Genomic DNA, 19536 nt, shown 5'->3' on the forward strand with positions numbered 1-19536 from the left:
TTATAGTTATGGATGATATTCTTAACGAAATGGTGTTAGTACTCAATAGTAATTACGAACCCTTGGATGTATGTAAAGTAAAAAGGGCAATAAGTCTTATTATGCAAAAAAAAGCTGAGACTATAGAAACCAACAGTGGTTTTGTAAAATCAGCTTCCATGGAAATAGAGGTTCCTTCGGTTATCAGACTTCTTTATTATGTGAAAAGGCCAAGATTAGAGCTGAAATTATCAAGAAAAGGAATATTTCTAAGGGACAATTATACTTGTCAATATTGTGGCAAAAAGGGTGGTGAGTTGACTATTGATCATGTGATACCTAAAAGGCTTGGCGGAAAATCTGTTTGGGAAAATCTGGTTACTGCTTGTAAAGAATGTAACCATAAGAAGGGCGATAAAACTTTGGAAGAAGCTAATATGAAGTTACTTAGAGAACCAAAACCTCCTAAAAATGTTTATTATTTTAGATTGACGAGATATCTTGATTGTGATAAGAATGAGGGGTGGAAAAAGTATTTCTTCGTGGATGAGTAAGAATTGATTTTGAAAAAGGAGGGAGTTTATTTGTGGTATAAACTTACAAAAGAAGAAGTGCTGAAAGAACTAAGGGTAGATCCTGAAAAGGGTTTGGCAGAGCAAGAAGTCGAAGAAAGAAGGAAAAAATATGGAGAAAACAAAATCCCCGAGAAAAAATCAAAAAGTTTCATAAATATATTTTTTAGTCAATTTAAAGAATTTCTTACTATTGTTCTTATAATTGCAACTCTAATATCTTTTCTTCTTGGAGAGATAAAAGATGCTGTTGCGATCTTAATTATTGTTATAATCAATGCTATTCTTGGGAGTGTTCAAGAATATAAAGCTGAAAAAACCCTTGAATCTCTTAAATCTTATGTTTCTCCAAAAGCGAATGTATTGAGAGATGGAAAAATTATAAAAGTAGATATTGAAGAATTGGTTCCTGGAGATATAGTTTTGATTGAGGAAGGAGAAAAAATGCCAGCTGATTTAAGGTTGATTGAAACTAACAATCTACAGGTAGATGAATCTATATTGATAGGAGAATCGGTTCCTGTAAGAAAGGATGCAGATTTTGTTGCTCAAGAAGATATAACTTTAGGAGATCAAATTAATATGGCATTTAAAGGAACCACAGTCGTAAGTGGTAGAGGCAAAGGTGTTGTTGTGGGGACTGGTTTAAACACAGCTCTTGGAGATATTGCTAAAATGCTTTCAGAGATGGAGGAAGAACCTACTCCTCTGCAAAAAGAACTTGAAAAATTAGGAAAACAGCTCACTTATGTAATATTATCCCTGGTGGCTCTTCTTCTTTTTATTGGAATTATACAAGAAAGAGAATTTTTTGATATGTTTCTTACTGCAGTAAGTCTTGCTGTTGCAGCAATACCTGAGGGTTTACCTACAGTAATAACCATTCTTCTTGCCATTGGAGTCCAAGAGATGGCTAAGAGGAAAGCAATAGTGAGAAAACTTTCAGCGGTAGAGGCTTTAGGAGCAACCTCTGTAATCTGTACTGATAAGACAGGAACTTTGACGGAAAATAAAATGGATTTGGTAAAAATAGTATTGCCTAACGGGGAGATGGTAGAAAAAAAAGACTATAAGAAACAAAAGGAAAAGATAAGAGATATACTTGAGACAGCGCTTCTTGCTAGTAGTGTAAGAGTAACTAGTGATGGTAGTTATATAGGAGATGCTTTAGATGTAGCAATTTATAAGAATTTTGAAGAGACTTATGGTAATAAACCTGAGAATTTAACAAAAGTAGATGAGCTTCCTTTTGATTCTTCTCGAAAAAGAGTGAGTATTTTATACAAGGTCTTATCTGAAGACAAGTATTTATTGTGTGTAAAAGGTGCGGGAGAAGAGATATTACAAAGAAGTAATACTTACCAAGAAGAGAATGTGATAAAACCTATGAGTGTTGAAGATAGAAAAAGATTTATGGAGATTCAGGATCTTCTTTCTAAAGATGGATTAAGGGTTCTTGCGGTTGCTAAAAGAGAGTTTGATGAGATTGATGAAAGAGATGAATGGGAAAAGGATTTAATCTTTTTAGGTTTTATAGCTTTTATGGATCCTTTGAGAGAAGGTGTAAAAGAGGCTATTGAGAAATGTAAAGAGGCAGGCATAAGACCCATTATTGTTACAGGAGACTATTTACTTACTGCTAAAAAGATTGCTGAAGATTTAGGTATAGATGTCGATAGTGGATCTACCTATACTGGATTAGATTTACAGAGGCAAGATCTAGATTCTCTTGATTGGGATAGCGTGGTACTTTTCTCTAGAGTTCTTCCAGAGCAAAAGATGAACATAGTAAAAGAGTTAAAAGAAAGAGGAGAAATAGTGGCTATGACTGGAGATGGAGTAAATGATGCTCCTGCTTTGAAAATGGCAGATATAGGGGTAGGAATGGGATTGAGGGGAACCGATGTAGCAAGAGAAGCCTCTGATTTGGTGCTTTTAGATGATAGTTTTGCAACTATAGTCAGAGCAGTAGAAGAAGGTAGGAGGATTTTTGATAATATTAGAAAGGTTACTTATTATCTGTTAACTTGCAATTTTAGCGAAATTTTAGTGGTTAGTTTAAGTGTATTTTTAGGCTATCCTTTACCTTTGACTCCTATAGAGCTTCTATGGATAAATTTGGTGACTGATGGCTTTCCTGCTCTTGCTCTTGGAGTCGAGCCCCCTGAGAAAGATATCATGAGTCGAAAGCCTCGCAAATTGAATGAAGGGATTATTAATAAGAGTATGTGGAAAAATATTATTATCGATGGTATTCTTATAGGTATAGCGGCTTTTGTGCTTTTTGTGATAGGAAGTAAGGAGAACATTAATACTGGAAGGACTATGGCTTTTACAGGTATTGTTTTTTCTCAAATATTTCAAGCATTAAGACTGTCTTTAAGAAAGAGAAAAAGTCTTTTTAGAGAGAGATTTTCTAATAAGTATTTAACTCTTGCGGTATTGTTTTCTCTGTTTTTGCAAGTTCTTGTAGTGTTTACTCCTATAGGGATAAGATTTTTTAATTTGGAAAGGTTAAGTGTAAGAGAATTTTTATTGACTTTAGTCTTGGCTCTGTTTCCTATCTATCTATTAACGGGAGAGAAAATTTATGAAAAGATTTTTAAGAGAAATATTAATTTATAGTATAAGTTTTCTGCTTATAGCCTTTTTGACGAGCCAATTATTTTCTCTTGAAAAAAGACCATATTTTGAGACTCCGGATAAGATTGTGGATAATAACAATAAAGAGTTTAAATCTAACGTAGAAGGTTATACCTTGACTCAAACTTTTGCAAGTACAGAGACTTATAAAGGTGCTACAAATTCAACTAGCTTGTCAAATCCTCAAGAAGTGAAGCAACAAGAAATAAGGCAACCGGATGAGATAATTTATGAAGTAAGAGTTGGCGATACCATGATAGGAATAGCGCAAAAATATGGTGTTGATTGGAGAGAAATAGCTAAGGTAAATAAATTAAAGGATCCAAATTATTTAGTTGTAGGGCAAAAATTAATCATACCTTTGAGGTCTAAAGGCCAATAGGTACTTGTCTGTAAGGTATTTATCTGGTATAATTTACTCAAGAGTGCGGACGTAGCTCAGTCGGTAGAGCGAGGGACTGAAAATCCCTGCGTCGGGGGTTCGATTCCCTCCGTCCGCACCATAACATAAAGGAGAATAAACTTAAGATTGAGAGAGTTTGAATTTGATATAAATTTAAATTTCCCTTTATGGTTTCTTAAAAACTCCCGAAGCGCCCGTAGCTCAGTAGGACAGAGCAGCGGTTTCCTAAACCGCGTGTCGGGGGTTCGAATCCCTTCGGGCGCACCAATTTTGAATACCCGCCTTAACTCCTACCCTACGCTTCAATATTCAAATAGTGGAGGTGGTATTTTATAAGAAGAATTTGTAGCTCTCTGTTAAAGCATGCTTCATTTATTAGATTTTTTAATAGAAAAGTTTTAGGGAGGTAGGAGAAATGGCAGAGGTAAAGCTTGAAAATGTGACTAAAAAATTTGGGGATGTTATAGCGGTAAATAATGTAAATCTTGATATTAAAGACAAAGAATTTATTGTATTGGTTGGCCCATCAGGGTGTGGTAAGACAACTACATTAAGAATGATCGCAGGATTAGAGGAAGTTACTTCTGGTAATATTTATATTGATGGAAAAGTTGTTAATGATGTTCCACCTAAAGATCGTGATATAGCAATGGTGTTCCAGAACTATGCTCTTTATCCTCATATGACAGTTTATGACAACATGGCTTTTGGTCTTAAATTAAGAAAGTATCCTAAGAGTGAGATTGACCGAAGAGTAAAAGCAGCAGCGGAAATGCTTGGAATTGAAAATCTATTAAAGAGAAAACCGAAAGAACTTTCAGGTGGTCAGAGACAGCGTGTTGCTTTAGGTCGTGCTATTGTTCGTGAGCCAAAGGTCTTCTTAATGGATGAGCCTCTTTCAAACTTAGATGCGAAATTAAGGGTACAGATGAGAGCTGAGCTTAAGAAACTTCAAAGAACTCTTGGGGTTACAACGATTTATGTTACTCATGATCAGACGGAAGCAATGACAATGGGAGATAGGATTGTAGTAATGAAAGATGGAGTGGTACAACAAGTAGACGATCCTTTAACGGTTTATGAAAAGCCTAACAACGTATTTGTGGCAGGTTTTATAGGAAGTCCTCCAATGAACTTCATTGATGCTACATTGTCCTCTGATGCTAGAGTTCTTGATTTGGGTAGTTTCAAGCTTGGTATTCCTGCTGATATGCAGAGTTTTGTTGCGGAACAAGCCAAAGATTATCTTGGTAAAAAAGTGATACTTGGGGTAAGACCTGAGCATATATATGAAGTAAGTCTTATAAAGACTGAAGATCTTATTCCTGAAGCTGTAGCGGATATGAGAGTAGAGGTACTTGAACCTATGGGAACTGAAGTATATTTGTATCTTATAAATGGTCCAGTAAGTGTAGTAGCAAGAGTAGGATCTGAGACTAAAGCAAGAATGGGTGAAAATGTGAAGGTAATGTTTGATTTAAGAAAAATGCATCTTTTTGATCCTGTAACTCAGGTTGCGATAATTTAGAAGAAGTAAAGGGAAATGGGTATTAGGGTTTATGATTAAGAAGGGGGATCAAAATTCCCCCTTCTTTAATAATTAATAATTAACATGTGTTAGTGGGGAGGTTGTCATGATAAAAAAGTATTTTAATTTAGTTCTCCATTCCCATCTTCCTTATGTTAAGAAAGCTGGAAGATGGCCTTTTGGAGAGGAATGGTTTTTTGAAGCTATGTTGGAGACCTATATACCCCTTTCTATGGCTTTTTATAGATTAATTGATAAAGGCATAGATTTTAGATTAACTCTAGGAGTTACGCCAGTTCTTATGGAACAAATGCTGGATTCTTATATGATATACGAAACAGAAAAATATATAGAAACAAAAATAGAATCTGCTCAAAAGGAGTTAGAAATATATAGTAAGGAAAATAAGAAAGAAGTCGAAGTTGTTAAGTTCTATATTAATTATTTCAGTGAAATTTTGGACTTTTTTAAACATAAAATCTCTATGGATGTATTAGGCTTTTGGAGAAAATTACAAGATGAAGGATATTTAGATATAATTACCTCTTCTGCAACTCATGCATATTTACCCTTGCTAAAGAAGAGCTCTTCTATATATGCTCAGCTTTACGTGGGAAAGGAAACTTATGTAAGAAATATGGGAAGATCTCCAAGAGGGATATGGCTCCCTGAATGTGCTTATAAACCTGGAATTGAAAACTTTCTTGAAGATCTTGGCATACATTATTTCTTTGTAGATACACATACTATTCTTGGAGGAGAGGCTTTAAATTATCCTGATTTAAATTCGAAAAGAGAAAAGATAGATAAGAATATTTATAGACCTTATTGGGTTTCAAATAGTAATGTGGCTGTTTTTGGAAGAGATAGTAGAACAGGTATGCAAGTTTGGTCTGCAGAGTGGGGATATCCAGGAGATGGAGTCTATAGAGAGTTTCATAAAAAGTCAGAAAGATCAGGTCTTCAATATTGGAGGATAACTGATAAGAGAAAAGATCTTGGAGAAAAGGATGTCTATGATCCTAAGGTAGCAAGAGGGAGAGTATATGAGCATGCGGAACATTTTGTTAGTATTTTAGAAGAGGAAATTAATACCGATGGAATAATAACAGCGATGTATGATACTGAACTTTTTGGACATTGGTGGTTCGAAGGGGTATGGTTTTTAGAGCGAGTTTTTGAATTATTACATGAAAGTAAAAAAGTCAAAAGTATAAATTCTTCTTTGGCTCTTGAAAAATATCCTCCTCTTGAAAGAATCGAGCTTCCTGAGTCTTCTTGGGGTAGGGGAGGAAAACACGAGGTTTGGTTAAACGATGAAACAGTAGGGTTATGGAAAAAGATTTATGAAATTGAGGAAGAAAATGAGAATTTTATCGATAAAGTTAAAAATGCTCAGTTAAATTTATGGAAGGAAAAGGTTGTGAAACAAATTTGTAGAGAAAAATTATTATTAGAAAGTAGTGATTGGCCTTTCTTAATTACTACTGGTCAGGCCAAGGAATATGGATATCAAAGGTTCGAAGAACATTATTTAAATTACAAAACTTTATTGACTTACTTTGAGCTTTTTGAAGTCTCTGTGAAAGAATTTGAGTTTTTGAAAAAACTTGAAGATAAAGACTCTCTCTTTAATTTCATAGATTATAAAATATTTGAAAGGAGGTAAAAGATGACTAAAAGTATATATTTTTCATTAGGAATACACAACCATCAACCTGTAGGTAATTTTGATTTTGTAATTGAAAGAGCTTATGAGATGAGTTACAAACCTCTTATTAATTTTTTCTTTAAACATCCTGATTTTCCTATAAATGTTCACTTTTCAGGTTTTTTACTTCTTTGGCTTGAAAAAAATCATCCTGAGTATTTTGAAAAATTAAAGATTATGGCAGAAAGGGGACAAATTGAGTTTGTAAGTGGAGGTTTCTATGAGCCGATCTTACCCATAATACCTGATAAAGATAAAGTCCAGCAAATAAAGAAGTTAAACAAATATATTTACGATAAGTTTGGTCAAACTCCTAAGGGAATGTGGCTTGCTGAGAGGGTTTGGGAACCTCATCTTGTGAAATATATTGCAGAAGCAGGTATTGAATATGTGGTAGTAGATGATGCTCATTTCTTTTCTGTAGGATTAAAGGAAGAGGATCTTTTTGGCTATTATCTTATGGAGGAGCAAGGATATAAGCTTGCGGTGTTTCCCATAAGTATGAAATTACGATACCTGATTCCCTTTGCTGATCCAGAGGAAACTATTACATATCTCGATAAATTTGCTTCAGAAGATAAAAGTAAAATTGCTCTTTTGTTTGATGATGGAGAGAAATTTGGACTTTGGCCTGATACTTACAGGACTGTGTATGAAGAAGGCTGGTTGGAAACATTTGTAAGTAAGATAAAAGAAAATTTTTTGTTAGTAACACCTGTTAATTTATATACCTATATGCAAAGGGTAAAGCCAAAGGGAAGAATATATCTTCCCACAGCTTCTTATAGAGAGATGATGGAATGGGTTTTGTTTCCTGAAGCTCAGAAAGAACTCGAAGAATTAGTAGAAAAACTTAAAACAGAGAATTTATGGGATAAGTTTTCTCCTTATGTAAAAGGTGGTTTTTGGAGGAATTTTCTTGCTAAATATGACGAATCTAATCATATGCAAAAGAAAATGCTTTATGTTTGGAAAAAAGTTCAAGATTCCCCTAATGAAGAAGTTAAGGAAAAGGCGATGGAGGAGGTCTTTCAAGGACAAGCAAACGATGCATATTGGCATGGTATCTTTGGGGGGCTTTATCTTCCACATCTGAGGACGGCTATATATGAACACTTGATTAAAGCGGAAAATTATCTGGAAAATAGTGAGATACGCTTTAATATCTTTGATTTTGATTGTGATGGAAATGACGAGATAATTGTTGAATCTCCATTTTTTAATTTGTATCTTTCGCCAAATCATGGGGGATCTGTACTTGAATGGGATTTTAAGACTAAGGCTTTCAATCTCACTAATGTCTTAACTAGAAGAAAAGAAGCCTATCATTCTAAGTTATCTTATGTGACATCTGAGGCTCAGGGGAAAAGTATACATGAGAGATGGACTGCTAAAGAAGAAGGATTAGAGAATATTCTATTTTACGATAATCATAGGAGAGTTTCTTTTACCGAAAAGATTTTTGAGAGTGAGCCTGTCCTTGAAGATCTATGGAAAGATAGTTCAAGACTTGAAGTTGATAGTTTTTATGAAAATTATGATTATGAAATAAACAAAGATGAGAATAAAATTAGAGTTTTATTCAGTGGAGTTTTTAGAGGATTTGAGCTTTGTAAGAGTTATATTCTTTACAAAGATAAAAGTTTTGTTGATGTGGTGTATGAGATTAAGAATGTTTCAGAAACACCTATAAGTCTAAATTTCGGATGGGAAATAAATTTGAACTTTTTAGCTCCTAATCATCCTGATTATTATTTTTTGATAGGTGATCAAAAATATCCTCTCTCTTCTTTTGGTATAGAGAAAGTTAATAATTGGAAAATATTCTCTGGTATAGGAATAGAATTAGAGTGTGTATTAGATGTAGAGGCTAGTTTATATAGGTATCCAATAGAGACTGTATCTTTATCTGAGGAGGGATTTGAGAGAGTTTATCAGGGAAGTGCTCTTATTCACTTCTACAAAGTAGATTTACCAGTTGGTTCAACTTGGAGAACTACCATAAGATTTTGGGTTAAGTAATTTTTGGTGCGCCCGAGAGGAATTGAACCTCCAACCTTCGGCTTCGGAGGCCGATGCTCTATCCCTTTGAGCTACGGGCGCACCTATTAGTTATTAATCAAAATAGGTTAGATATATTAATAAACTTTCTATTATTAAAATTACGAAATAAAATTCCATTAGGACAGATATATCAATCTTTATTTTCCACCATTCACGATTTGGGATTAATGGAATTTGAAGATTTAAAAGTTTAATAACTTTATTACGAAGATGAATTGATAGTAATATTGAGGCAAGGAAAAATGGAATGTAGAATTTAACTAATAATCTTACATTGAAGTCGTATTCAAAATTTAGGATTATATTCTTATCTACAAAAACATAAACTAAAGTAGTTACAGTATATAGAAGCATGAAAAAAGGAAGGTAATCTGTAAAGCTTTTTAAAGTTTTTAGAGAGGATTCTTTATCCTTAATTTTTAATAACAAAAGAGTAAAGAATCCAGAGCCTCCTAAGATATAGCATATGGAGACAAAATGTAAAATTATATTAACAAAATATAATAGATCAAAATTCCTCATCTCTAATTAGAATTTTACCCAAATTTAAAATTTTTATCATTTCTTCATGTATTTTACCGTTTGAAAACAAGATATTATCAGTATAAATATTAATCTTATTTCCAGAAAAATCAGTTACTTTTCCCTTTGCTTCTTCTACTATAATAATACCCGCAGCAATATCCCAGGGTTTTAGTTTTTTAGCCCAAAATCCATCGAGTCTTCCACAACCAACATAGGCTATTTCTAATGCTGCGGATCCTGTTCTTCTTATACCGTGAGTTCTTGAGGAAAAGTTTATGAATGGAAGAAAATTTTTTTCATCAAGGCTTAGCTCATATGGGAATGCAAAGCTAATGAGAGAATCATTTATTTTTTCAGTTTCAGAGACTTTTATCCTTCTTTCATTTAAATATGCACCCTCATCTTTCATGGCATAGAACAGCTCATCTCTTATTGGATCATAGATTAAGCCTAATAATATTTCTTCATTCCTAATAAGAGCAACACTTATCCCGAAAAAGGGAAAGTTGTGAGCATAATTCGTAGTTCCATCTAATGGATCTACTATCCATATATATTCTGAGTTCTTGTTTATTAGGCCCAATTCTTCAGTTAGTATTGAGTGATCAGGAAAATTATCTTCTATAGATTTTAAGATGTTCTCTTCAGAGAGTTTATCTACTTGGGTTACTAAGTTTGATATTCCTTTAAGTTTTATTTCTTTCTCTTTATTTATATACTCTAAAAGTATATGACCAGATTTTTTAATTGTTTTTGTAGCTATATCAAGAATTTCCCTCATAATTTTAATTATATACTTATTTTTTCTTTTTTAAAACTGTTGACAAAGGGAAAATAATAGAATAATATATATACAGTTTTAATATATAGCATAAAAGTTTTTATATACCAAACAAATAAAAGATTAATTATAATAGAATTGAGGAGGTGAGAATATCATGAGTAGAAAATTATGCGATATATGTGGAGTAAACCCTGCAACCATTAGGGTTTATACCATAAAAAATGGCCAAAGACGGATTCTTGATATATGCGAAGAATGTTATGCAAAACAAAGGAGACAAGAAAGATCTTATTCTCCTTTAGAATCTCTCTTCTTTGGGGATCTTTTTAGAGACTTTTTTGGAGAAGATTTTGGTCTTCCCTTTGAAGGATCCTTAGGAAGAGAGAGAGAATCTATAGATTTGAATGATTATTTGAGTAATGTATCAAAGGATCTTTTACAGCAAGCTGCCAAAAAAGCAATTGATTTTGGTAAGAAGCAGGTAGGTACTGAACATTTACTCTATGTTCTCTTGGATAATGACGTAGTGAATGAGATTTTAAAGCAGTTTAAGATTTCTCCACAAGAGATTAAGGCTTATATAGACAATAATGCTCCTAAGGGTGGATTTAAGCCTGAGGGAGAGGAGGTAGAAGTAGATATATCTCCAAGACTGAAAAGCGCTTTAGAGAGAGCTTTTATGGCTGCAAGGGATCTGGAGCATAATTATATAGGACCAGAGCATCTTTTAATAGGGCTCGCTGAGGAAGAAGAAGGATTTGCTGCTAATGTTCTAAGAAAATATGGTTTGACTCCACAAGCTTTAAGACAAGCAACTATAAGGGTTGTAGGTAGAGGTAAAGAGGCTGGTAAAGGAGTTAGAAGGTCTAATACTCCAACTCTTGATAAGTTCTCTCGTGATTTAACCGAATTGGCAAGACAAGGTAAGTTAGATCCTGTGATAGGAAGAGCAAAGGAAATTGAGACTGTAATTGAAGTTCTTGCAAGAAGAAAGAAGAACAACCCTGTGCTTATAGGAGAGCCAGGTGTAGGTAAGACAGCAATTGTAGAGGGGCTTGCTCAAAGAATTGTTAAAGGAGAAGTTCCAGAAGTTTTGAGAGATAAAAGATTAGTCGAATTAAACATAAATACTTTAGTTGCAGGAACAAAGTATAGAGGAGAGTTGGAAGAGAGAGTTAAGCAGATCTTGGATGAGATAATAGCCAACCAAGATAGCCTTATAATATTTATCGATGAAATTCATACTATTGTGGGAGCAGGTGCCGCTGGAGAAGGAAGTTTAGATATTGCTAATGCCTTTAAACCTGCATTAGCAAGGGGAGAACTACACTTGATTGGTGCTACAACATTAAATGAATATCAAAAATATATTGAAAAGGATCCTGCCCTTGAGAGAAGATTTCAACCTATATTTGTTTCTGAGCCTACAGTAGAGCAAACAATAATGATATTGAGAGGTTTGAGAGATAGGTTTGAGGCTCATCACAAGGTAAAAATTACTGATGAGGCGATAATTGCTGCTGCTGAGCTTTCAGATAAGTATATCACTAACAGATACTTGCCTGATAAGGCTATAGATCTCATAGATCAGGCGGCTGCTAGGGTAAGAATTATGATGACTTCAAGACCTGCCGAAATACAGGAACTTGAAGCTAAGATTCAGTCTTTGAAGAGGGAGCAAGAATATGCATCTTCGAGAAAACAGTATGATAGAGCAAAGGAGCTTGAAGAACAGATCCAGAAATTAGAGAAGGAATTACAAGAAAAAACTGAGGCTTGGAAAAAAGAAATAGCATCTGATGTTCCAGAGGTAAGAGCTAAACATATAGCTGAAATAGTTTCTTCACTTACTGGTATTCCTGTAACAGAGCTTACTACCGATGAAAAAGAGAGATTATTAAAGTTAGAGGAAAAACTTCATGAAAGGGTGGTAGGACAGGATGAAGCTATAAAGGCAGTAAGTGATGCTATAAGGTTGGCAAGAGCAGGTCTTAGGGAAAAGAATAGACCTATTGCTACTTTTCTGTTCCTTGGTCCTACTGGAGTAGGTAAGACAGAGCTTGCAAGGGCGCTTGCATGGGCAGTGTTTGGGGATGAAGATGCTATTATTCGTATTGACATGAGTGAATATATGGAGAGACATACTGTTTCAAGGTTGATTGGTGCACCACCAGGATATGTAGGATATGAAGAGGGAGGACAACTTACTGAGAAGGTACGTAGAAGACCATATAGTGTCATTCTCTTAGATGAAATAGAGAAAGCGCATCCCGATGTACATAATATATTGTTACAGGTATTTGACGCAGGAAGACTTACTGATGGAAAAGGAAGGGTTGTGGACTTTACAAATACCATAATTATAATGACAAGTAATATAGGATCTGACATTATTCAGGCCAATTTAACTGCTACAGGAAGAGATAAGTTAAGCTATGAGCAGCTTAAAGAAAAGCTTATGGATATACTTAAGAGATACTTTAGACCAGAATTTCTTAATAGAATTGATGAAATAATAGTATTCCATGCGTTAACTAAGGAGCAGGTCAGAGATATTGTCAAGTTACAACTTGAGAGAGTAAGGAGAACGGCTAGGGCTCAAAATATAGAGCTCGTGTTTGATGAGTCAGTGGTAGATTTCTTTGCTGAGATAGGATATAGCCCTGAATTTGGGGCAAGAGAGCTCAAGAGAAAGATTAGAAATGAACTTGAGACAAAGCTTGCTAAGGCTATGCTTGAAGGAGCAATTCAAGAAGGAGATAAGATTAGGGTAGTTTATAATAAAGAGAAAAATACAATAGAGTTTGAGAAGATAACTGAAGAAGCGAAGATAAACTAAGGATAAAAAGATAGGTAGGGTTTTCCCTGCCTATCTTTTTAATAATAATTTTTGGGGGTGAAAAGGATGGAAATTCAAATTGTAGAAATTGAGAAGCCTGCTGAGGTAAATGTTATTATTGGGCAGACTCACTTTATTAAATCTGTTGAAGATTTATATGAGGCCATTGTGAACACTGTTCCAGGAGCTAAATTTGGTATTGCTTTTTGTGAGGCTTCAGGTCCTGCTCTTATAAGACATGTGGGAACTGATGAAGAGATGGAAAATCTTGCAGTTAAAAATCTTCAAAAGATTGCAGCAGGGCATAGTTTTATTATTTTTATAAAGAACTTTTATCCTATTAATGTTTTAAACGCTATTAAGCATGTACCTGAGGTGGTCAATATTTTTGCTGCTACAGCTAATCCTCTAAAGGTTGTTATAGTAGATGATGGAGTTGGACGTGGAATTATTGGAGTTATAGATGGTATAAAACCTAAAGGTGTAGAAGGAGAAGAAGATATAAAGCATAGAAAGGAATTTTTGAGAAGGATAGGTTATAAGTTCTAACTGTATGGGGGGAGGGGTTTTTTGTGGCTGTTATCACAATTTCTCGCCAAGTAGGAAGTTTAGGAGATGAGTTGGCAGAGAAGATTGCTAAGGAGCTTGGTTATAGATATTTTGATAAGTTTCTTATGACAGAGATTGCGGTTTCTTCGGGACTTACAGAAGCAGAAGTTATAGATTTTAATGAAGATAATTACAAAGTGAGGAGTTTCTTTGAACAATTATTTGGTAGAAAAAGTCCTGTTGGTACCATTACTGTAAGGGATAGAGATGAAAAGGGTAAGGTATTTTTAACAACTAAGGTTTTTGATGAGGAGAGTTCTCTTACTTTTGTCCAGGCAGTGATTAAAAAACTTGTCGATTGGGATAATGTGGTAATTTTAGGAAGGGGAGGACAGGTCCTTTTGAGAGGATTTCCTCATGTTTTACATATAAGAGTGATTGCTCCTCTTGAATTTAGAATTGAAAATATCATGAAACAAAAAGGTTTGACTAGAGAGGATGCTTTAAAATATATTTCTGAGAAAGACAAAGCAGCTCAAGAATACCTATACAGATTCTATAACGTGGATTGGAATGATCCTGAGTTATATCATATGGTCTTGAATATGGGTATGTTGAAGATGGATCAGGCAGTTAAAATTGTGAAGGATCTTGTGAGCTTAATATAATTCGTTGATGTTTTCTTCGATAGTTTTCAAGAGATCATTTAGGAAAGGTGTTAGCTCTATATAGCTTTTTATGTTTTTTTCTAACATAAAAGATCTAAGTATTTTATCTAATGGTTTTTCTGTAGAGCAGGTGAGAGTATAGTTAGTTAGAATAAGAGCTAAAGCCTTTTTGTAATCTTTAATTTTTTTTCTAAAACTTAGAAGAGGTTCATCACTCTCTCTTAATGCGTTGTAGATTTCATAAATTTTGCTTTTGTTTTCCTCGGAGAATTTAATTCTTATAAACAAGTCTTTAAATATTTTATCTATTATTAGGAGTAAAGTTTTGAGACTTTCGAGTAAGTATTTTTTTTGAGTTAGTACTAAGGAATTCTCAATAAAATTGTTTTTTTCAGGTATAAAGATATATGGATAATGGGAAGAATTTAGCTGTATGTTTAAGATTTCATATAGATCATCTAAGGTTTTATAAAGGAGAGAGAGCGCTGAATATAAGAGGGGATCTATGGTTTGGTCTTCCTTTTTAGGATTAGAGAATGAATTTATATTTTCAGCAAGTTTTATGAAGGGTAAATATGGAGTTAAAGCTAGATTATAGGGGTCAATATATGGATAATTAAAGTATAGTATCGCAGAGATTGTTAACAGTTTTTTTATTAATTGAAGTTCTTCAAAATAAGAGCAGATAAAACCAGGAATATATGCAGAGGTTTTAAGTAGGATTTTTCTCTCAAGGAGAGTTATATTTTCTAAATACTTTAGAAAATGATAATTGGGAGTGGCTACTTTTAGATTCGTAGATAGGGAGATTTCTGGTATTTTTATATTCTCTCTAAGTAAATTTATTAATTGTTCTAAAACTTTATAACTTATCCCACAACTACTATTTGCTGATGTGTAAATGGTAGCAAGCAAAATTCCTTTTACTTCTTTATCGCTTAAAAAAGCAGTACTATCAATTTCTTCATAGTCTTCAAGGTTTATTTTTTTATCCAGAAACTCATAATAATCTTTCAGTAGATTCGATGATAAAAAGACTTTATTTTTTAGATTTTCAGATATTTCGATTTCTTGTTCAGAGTTTAAAATTAGGATAAAATCTTCTACTGATAGGGAGTTCTCATTTAATATATACATGATTTACTTGTGGAGTTCTTTTCTTTCACCTGTCTCTATGTAGTAGATAAGTTCTATTATATTAGTTGTGTGATCAGCGATTCTTTCTAAATATCTTGAGATCATGATAAGTTGAATTATTTGTTGGGTTAGTATGGGGTTTTTATAAATTTCTTCAAGCAGTTCGTTGGATATCTCTTGATACTTGAGAAAGACAAAATTGTAATATGAGGAGATATTTTCTAGTTGTTCTAAATTAGGTTCTGAGTAGGCCCTTATTACATCTTTTACCATTCTTTCTACTAAGGTAGCTAAGGAAATTATGTCTGAAAGGGGGATATCAAAAGAGTATTTCAAAAGACTCGATGCAAATTTAGCTATATCTACAGAGTAATCTCCTATTCTTTCTAAATCTTTGATTATTTTCATGGTAGAGGCTACTATTCTTAGTTCTTTTGCTACGGGTTGATGAAGAGATAATATTTTAAGACATTGGTTTTCTATATCCCAGTTATACTCATCTACTAATTTGTCCGTCTCTATAACTTCTTGAGCTAAATCTAAGTCTCTGGTTTTTATAGAGTCGAGAGTTTTGTGAAGCATCTTTTCCACGATGCTTCCCATTCTAAGAAGTTTTTCTTTAAGGGATTCAATTTCCTTGATAATTATTGCCCTTTCCAAATTAAACCTCTCTAATATTTTTGTAGGATTTTGTTTCTTAGTGTAAGTATTATATAACTACATGGATTCCTATTCAATTAATTTTTTTTTAAAGCTTATATGGTATAATCTAACTGTTATGAGTAAGTGTGTGGTATGCAATAAGAGAAAAGGGAAGAGAAAGTGTCCTGCTCTTTCGGGACTTATATGCGCTGAATGTTGTGGGACAAAGAGAATGAAAGAAATAAATTGTCCTTTAGACTGTGTTTATCTTAAAGAAGCTCAATTGTACTCTATTCTAAGAGTTGAAGAAAAACCTGCTGATTTTCAGCCTAAACAATGGGATTTATTTTGGTATTTTGAGAGTTTAATATACAAATTCCTTTTAGAATTTACTACTTTTACTGATGAGGAGCTTCTGGATGTGATATCTCTAATGGAGAAGGAATATCAAACTAGGAAAAAGAATCTTTATTTGCCCTCTCTTCATCCCAAATCAACTCGAGCGATTAAACTAAAATCTATCTTAGAGGAAGAATTTTCTAAGCTTGAGAAACAAATAAATGATTTTGGTTTGCCTGTGTTTACTCTTGATGATTTTATTAAAGTATTATCTTTTGAGAAAGACAGAATAGAAAACTACATGAAAGAGAATAGAAATGTGGGAGGCAATCTGTTTTTACAGGTTTTAAAAGGTGAAGTAGAAGTCTTTATAAATCAGAAGAGAAGAGAGAGGGTACATGAGTAGAATTAAAGATATCAATTTGTGGAAATCTGGTGAAAGGAAAGTTGAATGGGTAAAAAACTTCATGCCTGTAGTTAACACTCTTGAAAATAAATATTCTTCCTCTCAAATCTTTAAAGGTAAAACTATTGGTATGTGTATCCATTTAGAGGCAAAAACAGCGAGGCTTGCTCTTGCTTTTAAGAATTGTGGGGCAAAAGTGGTATGTACAGGAAGTAATCCGTTATCTACCCAAGATGATGTGGCTGCTTATCTTGTTAGAGAAGGTGTTGAGGTTTTTGCCTGGAGGGGAGAAACTTTAAAAGAATACGAAGAAAACTTAGAGGAAGTTTTGAAAAGAGAACCAGATTTGATAATAGATGATGGCTTTGATTTAACGGTAATGCTTTATAAGAAGTTTCCTCATTTAAAAAATAAGCTTATTGGAGTTGGAGAAGAGACCACTACTGGAGTTAATAGAGCAAAGGCCTTGCTAAAGGATAGAGGTCTAGATTTTCCTGTTGTCGCTGTTAATGATTCGAGATTGAAGTTTCTTTTTGACAATCGATATGGTACAGGAGAGTCCTCCATAGCATCTTTTATGCGGAATACTAATCTGCTTGTTTCTGGTAAGAATTTTGTTGTGGCAGGATACGGATGGGTAGGAAGAGGTATTGCTCATAAACTTCAAGGTTTAAAAGCAAAGGTCATAATAACAGAAGTAGATCCTATCAAGGCTTTGGAGGCTCATATGGATGGTTTTGATGTAATGCCTATGAACGAAGCTGCAAAGATTGGGGATGTATTTATTACCGCTACTGGTAACTTTAAAGTTATAAATGAGCAACATTTTTATAACTTAAAGGATGGTGCTATTCTTGCTAATGCTGGGCATTTTAACGTGGAAATAGATATGGAAGCTCTTGAAAAAATTGCTGTTGAGAAGAGAGAGATTAGAGATAACATACAAGAGTATAAACTCCCAAATGGTAGGAGGATCTTTGTAATTGCTGATGGGAGGCTTTTAAATCTTGCTAGCGGAGATGGACATCCCGTAGAGATAATGGATCTTTCTTTTGGTCTTCAGTTTCTTGTTATGAAATGGCTTTTGGAAAAAGGAAAAGAACTTCCTAAAAGTGTACTCTCTGTTCCTGAAGATATGGAAAAGGAATTAGCAATGATAAAATTGAATAGCCTAAATATTAACATTGATTCTCTAACTGAAGAACAGTTAAAATATCTCAAGAGCTGGGAGTAGTTATTCAGAGAATAAAAATTTTGAAAAGGGGGTAAAAGAATCAATGATTGGTTTAATTGTTTTAGGTGTAATTATTTTCCTTGTGGCTTTTGTCATAATTATCTACAATCGCTTGGTGGTATTAAGAAATAGAGTAGAAAATGCATGGGCGCAGATAGATGTTCAATTGAAAAGAAGGTTTGATTTAATTCCAAATCTTGTAGAGACAGTTAAGGCTTATGCTTCTCACGAAAAAGAAGTTTTTGATAAGATAGCTATGTATAGAGCTCAGATGGCGGGGGCAAAGACTCCAGGAGAAGCTGCTCAGGCTAACGAAGGATTAAGTTCTGTTTTGAAGACTCTTTTTGCAATTGCAGAAAATTATCCTGAGCTTAAGGCAAATCAAAACTTTATGATGCTGCAAGAGGAACTCTCAGGAATAGAGTCAAAAATTGCTTATGCTAGACAATTTTATAACGATACAGTGATGATTTATAATCAATCTTTGCAAGTTTTTCCTAATTCTATTATTGCTAATATTTTTGGTTTTAAACCTAAGGAATACTTTGAGGTAGAGAACCCTGAAGAGAGAAGAGCTGTAAAAGTGAGCTTCTAAATTAATATGAAGCCCTTTACCTTTTATGAGGCTATAGAAGCTAATAAGAGGAAGACCTGGATTATTATCTTTGTTATCTCTATTCTGCTTTTTTTAGTTTGTTATGCCATTGTATCTTACTTTGAATTGGGAGAATTTGGAATATTAGTGGCTTTTTTAATGGTATTTTTTGTCAACTACTATGCCTATAAAAATAGTGATGAGATAATTTTGAAATATAGCGGTGTAAGAGAACCTACTAAAGAGGAATTTCCGTATCTTTTGAATGTGGTAGAAGGGTTAAGTATTGCTGCAGGAATACCTACTCCTAAAATTTATGTTATGGACGATCCTTCTCCAAATGCCTTTGCTACTGGCAAGGATCCCAAAAGTGGGGTAGTTGTTGTAACTAAAGGACTTTTGGATCTTCTTGATAGATTAGAACTTGAAGGAGTAATAGCTCATGAAATCTCACATATTAAAAATTATGACGTTAGATTACAAACTGTAGCAGCAGTTATGGTAGGGTTGATTGTGATATTAGGAGATAGTTTAAAGAGATCTTTTTATTATTCGCGGAGAAGAAGAGATAAAGATGAAAATATCTTAGGAATAGTTTCTTTAGTGATTGCAATTTTAGCACCCTTTCTTGCCACACTATTAAAATTTGCCCTTTCGAGACAAAGAGAATATATGGCAGATGCTAATGCTGCTATGCTAACAAGATATCCGGAGGGGCTTGCTTCTGCATTGGAGAAAATATCTAAAAATTTTCAACCAGTGAAAAGAGCAAATACAATGACTGCACCTCTTTACATAGTCAATCCTTTAAAGGGTGGGATGTCTAACCTGTTTAGTACTCATCCACCTATTGAGGATAGGATTAGAAGACTTAGAATGATGGGAGAAAGGTGGAAACTTTTGGATAAGGAGGGGTAA

17 protein-coding genes and 3 tRNA genes are annotated in these 19536 nt (G+C 33.9%); 15 read left to right on the top strand and 5 right to left on the bottom strand.

What is annotated here, in order from left to right:
* Positions 1 to 29: 29 nt before the first annotated feature.
* The 8 genes from DICTH_RS03530 to amyA all read left to right on the top strand — a co-directional run bounded on the left by DICTH_RS03530 (position 30) and on the right by amyA (position 8858).
* A complete protein-coding gene (locus DICTH_RS03530) occupies positions 30 to 533 on the top strand; it encodes an HNH endonuclease (RefSeq protein ID WP_236608282.1) in 504 nt (167 codons plus the stop codon).
* A gap of 30 nt (positions 534 to 563) precedes the next feature.
* Complete coding sequence (locus DICTH_RS03535) at positions 564 to 3176, top strand: calcium-translocating P-type ATPase, PMCA-type (protein ID WP_012548724.1); 2613 nt, start codon at positions 564 to 566, stop codon at positions 3174 to 3176.
* Positions 3142 to 3576 carry a LysM peptidoglycan-binding domain-containing protein gene (locus DICTH_RS03540; RefSeq protein ID WP_012547435.1) on the top strand — a complete coding sequence of 145 codons (435 nt, stop codon included), beginning with the start codon at positions 3142 to 3144 and terminating at the stop codon, positions 3574 to 3576. The genes DICTH_RS03535 and DICTH_RS03540 overlap by 35 nt, the downstream gene beginning before the upstream one ends.
* 45 nt (positions 3577 to 3621) lie before the next feature.
* Positions 3622 to 3697 (top strand) — tRNA-Phe (locus DICTH_RS03545).
* Between the two features lie 90 nt (positions 3698 to 3787).
* Positions 3788 to 3864 (top strand) — tRNA-Arg (locus tag DICTH_RS03550).
* Positions 3865 to 4012: 148 nt separating this feature from the next.
* Positions 4013 to 5125 (top strand): ABC transporter ATP-binding protein, encoded by a 1113-nt coding sequence (locus DICTH_RS03555; protein ID WP_012547050.1) that lies wholly within the window; start codon positions 4013 to 4015, stop codon positions 5123 to 5125.
* Positions 5126 to 5231: 106 nt separating this feature from the next.
* Entirely contained in the window at positions 5232 to 6794 is a 1563-nt protein-coding gene (locus DICTH_RS03560) for a 1,4-alpha-glucan branching protein domain-containing protein (RefSeq protein WP_012547623.1), read from the top strand.
* A gap of 3 nt (positions 6795 to 6797) precedes the next feature.
* The gene (gene amyA, locus DICTH_RS03565; RefSeq protein WP_012547269.1) at positions 6798 to 8858 is read left to right on the top strand and encodes an alpha-amylase AmyA; all 2061 of its coding nucleotides are present in this window, start codon (positions 6798 to 6800) and stop codon (positions 8856 to 8858) included.
* Between the two features lie 4 nt (positions 8859 to 8862).
* On the opposite strand, the gene DICTH_RS03570 is transcribed toward amyA, so the two are convergent.
* From DICTH_RS03570 to DICTH_RS03580, 3 genes are all read right to left on the bottom strand, one after another.
* A tRNA-Arg gene (locus DICTH_RS03570) sits at positions 8863 to 8939 on the bottom strand.
* A 12-nt stretch (positions 8940 to 8951) separates the two neighbouring features.
* Entirely contained in the window at positions 8952 to 9422 is a 471-nt protein-coding gene (locus tag DICTH_RS03575; RefSeq protein ID WP_012547859.1) for a hypothetical protein, read from the bottom strand.
* Positions 9409 to 10206: an inositol monophosphatase family protein gene (locus DICTH_RS03580; protein ID WP_012547484.1), complete on the bottom strand. Its 798-nt coding sequence runs from the start codon at positions 10204 to 10206 to the stop codon at positions 9409 to 9411. Before DICTH_RS03580 ends, DICTH_RS03575 begins: the two co-directional genes overlap by 14 nt.
* A gap of 157 nt (positions 10207 to 10363) precedes the next feature.
* On the opposite strand from DICTH_RS03580, the gene DICTH_RS03585 reads away from it, so the two are divergent.
* The 3 genes from DICTH_RS03585 to DICTH_RS03595 all read left to right on the top strand — a co-directional run bounded on the left by DICTH_RS03585 (position 10364) and on the right by DICTH_RS03595 (position 14265).
* Positions 10364 to 13048 carry an ATP-dependent Clp protease ATP-binding subunit gene (locus DICTH_RS03585; protein ID WP_012546899.1) on the top strand — a complete coding sequence of 895 codons (2685 nt, stop codon included), beginning with the start codon at positions 10364 to 10366 and terminating at the stop codon, positions 13046 to 13048.
* Positions 13049 to 13114: 66 nt separating this feature from the next.
* Entirely contained in the window at positions 13115 to 13597 is a 483-nt protein-coding gene (locus DICTH_RS03590; RefSeq protein ID WP_012548004.1) for an adenosine-specific kinase, read from the top strand.
* 23 nt (positions 13598 to 13620) lie between these two features.
* A complete protein-coding gene (locus tag DICTH_RS03595; RefSeq protein ID WP_012548231.1) occupies positions 13621 to 14265 on the top strand; it encodes a cytidylate kinase-like family protein in 645 nt (214 codons plus the stop codon).
* Here the strand turns inward: DICTH_RS03595 and DICTH_RS03600 are convergent.
* Positions 14257 to 15402 carry a hypothetical protein gene (locus DICTH_RS03600; RefSeq protein WP_012547143.1) on the bottom strand — a complete coding sequence of 382 codons (1146 nt, stop codon included), beginning with the start codon at positions 15400 to 15402 and terminating at the stop codon, positions 14257 to 14259. The genes DICTH_RS03595 and DICTH_RS03600 overlap by 9 nt on opposite strands.
* Positions 15403 to 15405: 3 nt before the next feature.
* Positions 15406 to 16062 (bottom strand): phosphate signaling complex protein PhoU, encoded by a 657-nt coding sequence (gene phoU / locus DICTH_RS03605; protein ID WP_012548495.1) that lies wholly within the window; start codon positions 16060 to 16062, stop codon positions 15406 to 15408.
* Between the two features lie 118 nt (positions 16063 to 16180).
* On the opposite strand from phoU, the gene DICTH_RS03610 reads away from it, so the two are divergent.
* The 4 genes from DICTH_RS03610 to htpX are packed head-to-tail and all read left to right on the top strand — an operon-like array spanning position 16181 to position 19536.
* Positions 16181 to 16789, top strand: a complete 609-nt coding sequence (locus tag DICTH_RS03610) for a hypothetical protein (protein ID WP_012547408.1) — start codon at positions 16181 to 16183, stop codon at positions 16787 to 16789.
* On the top strand, positions 16782 to 18023 hold the full coding sequence (locus DICTH_RS03615) for an adenosylhomocysteinase (protein WP_012548736.1): 1242 nt from the start codon (positions 16782 to 16784) through the stop codon (positions 18021 to 18023). The genes DICTH_RS03610 and DICTH_RS03615 overlap by 8 nt, the downstream gene beginning before the upstream one ends.
* A 43-nt stretch (positions 18024 to 18066) precedes the next feature.
* The gene (locus tag DICTH_RS03620; RefSeq protein ID WP_012547622.1) at positions 18067 to 18618 is read left to right on the top strand and encodes a LemA family protein; all 552 of its coding nucleotides are present in this window, start codon (positions 18067 to 18069) and stop codon (positions 18616 to 18618) included.
* A gap of 6 nt (positions 18619 to 18624) precedes the next feature.
* Positions 18625 to 19536 (top strand): zinc metalloprotease HtpX, encoded by a 912-nt coding sequence (gene htpX, locus DICTH_RS03625; protein ID WP_012547985.1) that lies wholly within the window; start codon positions 18625 to 18627, stop codon positions 19534 to 19536.

Origin of the sequence: Dictyoglomus thermophilum H-6-12 (assembly GCF_000020965.1) — a bacterium.
Classification (GTDB): Bacteria; Dictyoglomota; Dictyoglomia; order Dictyoglomales; family Dictyoglomaceae; genus Dictyoglomus; species Dictyoglomus thermophilum.